General features: G+C 69.4%; 6 protein-coding genes. All 6 read right to left on the bottom strand.

Annotated features, from left to right (window positions below; all coding sequences use genetic code 11):
* A partial coding sequence (locus tag LQR33_RS22205; RefSeq protein WP_231470458.1) for a M13 family metallopeptidase occupies positions 1-1,158 on the bottom strand: 1,158 nt, incomplete at its 3' end.
* Entirely contained in the window at positions 1,068-3,287 is a 2,220-nt protein-coding gene (locus tag LQR33_RS22200; RefSeq protein WP_231470456.1) for a prolyl oligopeptidase family serine peptidase, read from the bottom strand. The genes LQR33_RS22200 and LQR33_RS22205, both read right to left, overlap by 91 nt.
* A gap of 72 nt (positions 3,288-3,359) precedes the next feature.
* Complete coding sequence (locus LQR33_RS22195; protein WP_231470454.1) at positions 3,360-4,142, bottom strand: alpha/beta hydrolase; 783 nt, start codon at positions 4,140-4,142, stop codon at positions 3,360-3,362.
* 69 nt (positions 4,143-4,211) lie between these two features.
* The gene (locus LQR33_RS22190) at positions 4,212-4,928 is read right to left on the bottom strand and encodes a substrate-binding periplasmic protein (protein WP_231470452.1); all 717 of its coding nucleotides are present in this window, start codon (positions 4,926-4,928) and stop codon (positions 4,212-4,214) included.
* A 100-nt stretch (positions 4,929-5,028) separates the two neighbouring features.
* On the bottom strand, positions 5,029-6,057 hold the full coding sequence (gene ltaE, locus LQR33_RS22185) for a low-specificity L-threonine aldolase (protein ID WP_231470450.1): 1,029 nt from the start codon (positions 6,055-6,057) through the stop codon (positions 5,029-5,031).
* A 12-nt stretch (positions 6,058-6,069) separates the two neighbouring features.
* The coding region (locus LQR33_RS22180) for a hypothetical protein (protein ID WP_231470448.1) at positions 6,070-6,361 on the bottom strand (292 nt) is incomplete at its 5' end.

Below are 6,361 nucleotides of genomic sequence, written 5' to 3'. Positions count from 1 at the left end.
CACGCTGCGGTCGTAAGCGGTCAACAGATTGCGCACCAGCTCGTCCGCCTGGCGTTTGGCTTCCGGCGTGAAGTACTTGGCCACGTACAGCTTGCCCACCGCCTCGCCCATGCCCTCGTCCACCAGGGTCACCGCCTTCTTCCAGCGCGGCCGGTCGGCCGAGCGGCCATCCAGCGCCTTGCCGTAGAAAGCGAAACGGGCGGCCACCCACGGCTTGTCCAGATAAGGCGCGTAGGCGTCCAGCGCGCGCAGCGTCAGATAGTCGCGCAGCGCCGGCAGCGGTGTCGCGCGCAACAGGCCCGGCAGCTGCTCCAGATAGCTGGGCTGGTCCAGGTTGAGATCGGCGGCGGCGGACAGCTGCGCGTCCTTCAGAAGCGCCGGCCAGTCGTAGCCGGGCAGGCGCTTGGCCAGTTCGGCCGCGCCGGTCTTGTTGTAGGTCTTCTGCGCGTCGCGGTTGTCGACATTGCTCCACTGCGCCTTGGCCAGCCGCGTCTCCAGTTCCAGCACCGCGGCGGCGCGCGCCTGGGCGTTCTTCTCGCCGGCCAGCGTCAGCAACCGGGCCAGATAGGCGCGGTAAGCCTTGCGCGCGGCGGCGAAATCGGCCGACGGCAACAGGTAGTAGTCGCGGTCCATCGCCAGGCCGGACTGGCCGACGCCGGCCAGATAGGCGGCAGAATTCTTGTTGTCCTGCGCCACGTAGAAGCGGAACGGCGTGTCCTCCGACTGGTCTTGCAGCCGGCCCATGTAGGCGATGACGGCGTCGGCGCTGTCCAGCGCGGCGATGGCGGCCAGCTTGGATTTCAGCGGCGCCAGGCCGCGACGGGCGATGGCTTGTTCGTCGAGAAAGCTGCGGTAAAGATCGGCGATCTTGCGCGAGTCGGCCGAGGCCGACGGATCGGCATGCTCGATCAGCTCTCGCACCCGCTGCTGGTTGCGGTCGTACAGCAGCTCGGCCACGCCGGTCGACGAGCGGTCGGCCGGAATCCGCGCGCGCTTCATCCAGCCGCCGTTCGCGTGCAGCGCGATATTGTCCTGCGGCCGCGCCGCTCGGTCCATTCCCTGAAAATCTATGCCGTACGCGCCGTAGTCCAGTCCCCCGGCCCAGGCCGCCTGCAGGCACAACAGCATGGCCAGTGGCAGCAATTTCTTCCCTTGCATGGTTTTCCTCTTATCGTTCTGAAACGGCCGGACATGATCCGGCCTCGAACGATGGTACGCCCGCGCTCCCCGCGGCGGCAATCGGCAAAATGCAAACGACATCGTCGCCCAAGGAAGCAGCCAGGAAGGGCAAGCCGCAATGAAAAAGGGCGCTCTCGCGCCCTTTGCTGCCATATGTCCGGCCTCAATCGCACAAGCGCTGGTACAGGTACACCAGCACCCGCGCCAGTTCGGCGGCGGTGTCTTCCTGGCCGGCGTTGCCGGCGTGGCCTCCGCCGTCGGTCTCGTAGAACAGCGCGTCGTGGCCCAGCTCCAGCAGCCGCGCCGCCATCTTGCGGGCATGGCCGGGATGGACGCGGTCGNNCGGCCTCGTCGTCCGGATCGCCGTATTCGTCGATCCAGCTGGCGCCGGCCAGGAGCTGTGTGTAGCGCAGCATGTCCAACAGTGGCACCTCGCACACCACGGCCTGGAACAACTCGGGCCGCTGCGCCATCGCCGCGCCCACCAGCAGGCCGCCGTTGCTGCCGCCTTCTATCGCCAGTTTGGCGGGCGACGCCAGCTTGCGGGCGATCAGGTCTTCCGCCACCGCGATGAAGTCATCGAAGCTGACCTGGCGCTTCGGCCCCTGCGCCGCCTGGTGCCAGTGCGGGCCGAACTCGCCGCCGCCGCGGATGCAGGCCAGCACGAAGGCGCCGCCCTTGGCCAGCCAATGCGGGCCGAAATTCTCGATGTAGTAAGGCAGCATCGGCACCTCGAAGCCGCCATAGCCGTACAGCAGCGTCGGCGTCGAGCCGTCGAACGGCGCGTCGCGGCGCCGCACCACGAAATACGGGATCATCTCGCCGTCGGGCGCGGCGGCTTGCCATTGCTCGGCGACATAGGGCGCGGGATCGAAAGCTTCCGGCTGGCGGCGCAGGCATTCCTGTTCGCCGCTGGCCAAATCCAGCCGATATAGGCCGCTCGGCGTCAGGAAATCGCTGTAGCTGTAGTACAGCACATCGCTCTGCCACGGCTGGTCGGCGATCTCGATCACGCCGTCCGTCGGCAGGTCCAGCGGCTGCTGCATCCAGGCTCCATCCTGCTTGGCGAAGCACAGCATGCGGCTCTTGACGTTGTCGAGCAGGTTGACCAGCAGCCGGCCACGGGTGGTTTCCACCGCCGCCACCGCCAGCCGCGGCTCGGGTGCCTGCAGCAGCTGCGGCGCGGGGCCGTCGCCGATCAGGCCGGACAGGCCGACCGCCAGCAGGCTGCCGCTGGCGTAGGTCTCGCCGCGCCAGGACCAGTCCTCGGCCAGTTTGACGATGAAATCGCCGCCGATATAGGCCTCGATCTCGGCCTTGGGCGGCAAGGGCAGCGCGTGCGCCTCCAGGCCGCCGTCCAGCAGATGGTAGGTTTTGCGGTAGAAGCCGTCGGAGGCCTCGATCAGGTCGACGGCGCTGCCGTCGCTGTCGAGGAAGCGCCAGGCGGCGGTCATCATCGCGTCTTCCGGCGCGGCGAACAGCTGGGTCCAGCCGTGCTGGCCATCCGCGCCCCGCTCCACCAGCCATACCTCGCGCGGGTAGCCGGAGCGGGTCAGCGGCGCGCCCTTCCAGCCGGGGCAGACGAAGGCGCTGTCCGGATCGCGCCAGGCGATGTGGTTCTTGCCTTCGGGGAAGCTGAAGCCGTCCTCGACCCAGCGCCGCGCCTCGACGTCGTACTCGCGCGCCACGGTAGCGTCGCCGCCGCCGTCAGTCAGATGCACCAAAGCCCGCTCGGGCCGGACCGTGCAGTGGGACACGCCGTCCAGATACCAGTCGCGCTCGTCGGCGTCGGCCAACGCGTCGATGTCCAGCACCGCCTGCCAGTCCTGGCTGCCGGCGCGGTAAGCGTCCAGGGTGGTTCTGCGGTAGAGGCCGCGCGGATGCGCCTCGTCCTGGTGGAAGTTGTACAGCCAGCCGGCATGCTCGGCGAAGTACGGTATCTGCCGCGTGTCGCGCAGGTGGGCCAGGATGTCGGCCTTCAGCCCAGCGAAGCGCGGATCGGCGTCCAGCACGCCCTCGGTGCGGGCGTTCTGCGCGGCCACCCAATCGGCGGCTTGGTCGGAATCCAGGCTTTCCAGCCAGGCGTGGGGGTCGTGGGATGGCGTCATGATGTCGGCGATAAAAATCCAGGGATGGCGGCGAGGGTAGCACCGGCGCGCCCCAACCGCCATAGCGCCCGCTCAATGGCGGCCGTGCGCCAGCATCCACGCGCCGGCCAGGCCCAACGCCCGGCTCTCGATGCCGTTGTAGCCGTGCCAGGCCCAAGGCTGGCACGGATCGCCCTCGCTTTTGCCGCCGTCCAGCAGCATCAGCTCGCGCGGCGCGTCGGCGCGCAGCCGGTCCACCACCGGCCCCAGATTGCCCGGCCGGCTGGCGCGGCATTCGTCGCGGCGATGCTGGATCATCAACACCGGGATGGCCAGCCGCTCCAGAGGCAGGCCGGCCAGGCTGCCGCGGCCGCTGTCTATGCTGGAGGTCAGCAGCAGGCCGTCCGCAGCGTCCGGCCGGTTCAGCGCCACCGCGGCGGCGGAGGTAGTGCCGCGGCTGGTGCCGGCCAGCCATACCGGCAGCGCCGCGCCCTGGCGCAGATAGCCGGACACCGCGGCGATGTCAGCCGCGTGCTCCGGGCTCTCGCGGAAATCGCCGAGCAAGCCGCGCGGCATGTCGGACGGCGCGTCCGCCACCGCGACGCGGAAACCCATGTCGGCCCAGCCCTGGCGGGTGCGCACCAGGAAATTGCCCTTGCCCGCTCCCAGCTCGCCGCTGGCCGACAGTTTGAGCAGGCCCTCGCCGCCGGCGAGCAGTATCAGGTTGGCGCGCGCCGGCCCCGGCGGCTCCAGCAGCAGGAAACGCATCGTGGCGCCGGGACGGGTGGGAATCTCCACCAGCCGCTCGGCCCAGGCGGGCAGGGCCAACAGGCAGCACAGCAGCGGCAGCAGCGGCAGCAGCAGTCGATAGCGCATGGCGTTCTCCCTTGGCAGCGGTTCACGATGTCTGAAGCGGCACGCCAGCGCCTTCCAGCCGGCAGGCGCTCACGGCAACTCTGCTGCCGCTGCCCGGAACCGGGCGATCACCTCGGGCGGCGTGTCCTTGTTGAACGCGGCGTACAAGCCGCTGTCCAGCTTGTCCAGCCGGATGCCGCGCGCCACCAGCGCCCGGTCCAGGCCCAGCGCCTTCAGCTTGCCGGCGATGCCGCTCTCGGTGGACGGCAATAGGTCGCAACGGCCGGTGACCAGCTTCCTGACATTGAGCGTGGAGTCGGGCGACACTTCCAGCTTGGAGAAGCCCTGCTCGGTCAGGAACTCATGCCGATAGTCGTTCAGCACCACGCAGACGCGGTACTTGCGCGCCTCCTCCAGCACGCCCGGCTGGATCTCGTTGCGCGCGGCCAGCCGGTAAAAATAGATGTCGGTGTCGAGGATCTTGAAAGTGAAGTCCAGGTATTTTTCCCGCTCCCGGGTCCTGGCGATGGGAAACACCATCGCGTAGGGCCGGCTCTTCGCCTCCTGGTAGGCGCGAGCCCACGGCGCAGCCTGCAGCGCGCTGAACGGCAGGCCCAGCTTGCGCATCACCCGCGTCACCTTCTCCACCGTGGTGCCGCCCATCACTTGTCCGCCCGGGCCCACCATCACGTAGGGCGGATCGTCGTCGGTGTAGATGCGCACCTGCGCCAGGCCATCGGCCCGTCCCGGCGTCGGAAACAGGAGAATGGCCGCCAGCAGCGCGCCGAACTGCAAGCGTAGCCGCATCCGGCCTGCTCCCATCGGTTCCCATCTACTGGTTATAGGCCCCCGGGCCGGTTCGCGATCCTTTTGCGAGCCTCGCGCCCGGGAAGCGGCCGGCAGACGCTCAGTCGCTGAGCACGCGCTGCATCACGTCCACCAGGCGGTCGATGTCGGCACGGCCCACCTGCCAGTGGGTGACCAGCCGCATCGCGCCCTGATGCGGCGGGTTGGCCAGGAAACCGGCCTGCTTCAGCGCCGACATCAGCTCGGCGGCGTCGATGTCGGCGTTGAAGCGGAACCACACCAGGTTGATGTGGATGCCGGCCGGATCGATATCCACGCACGGCAGCTTGGCCAGGCCCTCGGCCAGGTAGCGGGCATTCTGGTGGTCCTCGTCCAGCCGCGCGGCCATCTCGCTCAGCGCCAGGATGCCGGGCGCGGCGATCACGCCGGCCTGGCGCAGGCCGCCGCCCAGCAGCTTGCGCTTGCGGCGCGCCTGGGCGATGAAATCGGCGGAGCCGGCCAGTATGGAGCCGATCGGCGCGGCCAGGCCCTTGGACAGGCAGGCCATCACGCTGTCGACATGGCGGGTGACCTCGCGCACGTCGCAACCCAGATGCGCGGCGGCGTTGAACACCCGAGCCCCGTCCAGGTGGACGGGCACGCCATGCTCGCGCGCCAGCGCCGCGGTGTCCGCCATCGCCGACAGCGGCAGCACGCGACCGTTGCCGTGAGCGTTCTCCAGACAGATCAGGCCGGTGCGCGGCTCGTGGATGTCGTCGCCGATGCGGATGCGGCGCTCGATCGCGTCCACCGCCATCAGGCCGTTGTCGCCCTCAATGGTGCGCAGATGGGCGCCGGCGATCACCGCCGCCGCGCCGGCCTCGTGCCAGACGATGTGGCTGTTGTCCTCGACGATCACCTCGTCGCCGCGGCGACAGTGGGTGAACAACGCCAGCTGGTTGCCGAAGGTGCCGCTGGGGACGAGCAGCGCCGCCTCCTTGCCCAGCTTGTCGGCGGCCAGTTCCTCCAGCCGCAGCACGGTGGGATCGTCGCCGTAAACGTCGTCGCCGACCTCGGCCTCGGCCATCGCGCGGCGCATCGCCGGCGTCGGGTGGGTGACGGTATCGCTGCGAAAGTCTATCCACTGCATCTGCGTTTCTCCTCAAGTGTGGTGATGGGCCGGCAGGGCCAGATAGCCCGCCAGCGCGTCGGTAATCGCGTCTTCCAGCCCCTCGGCCTGCGGATCGGCGTCCAGCAGCAGGCCGTGCACCAGGCTGTCGGCCATCCGCAGCAGCAGCCCGGCCCGGGCGGGGTCGCCGCCCGCGTCGGCCAGCCAAGCCGCGATCCGCGCATGCAGCGCGGCGTCGATGGGATTGCTGGCCGGCGGCTCGTCGTAGATCGGCCATTCGCGCTCCAGCACCCGGTGCAGGCCCAGCTCGCGCCGGTGCAGAGCC

Source organism: Chromobacterium piscinae, from assembly GCF_021129175.1.
In the GTDB taxonomy this organism is placed as follows: domain Bacteria; phylum Pseudomonadota; class Gammaproteobacteria; order Burkholderiales; family Chromobacteriaceae; genus Chromobacterium; species Chromobacterium piscinae.
This window is presented reverse-complemented; position numbering and strand designations above follow the sequence as displayed.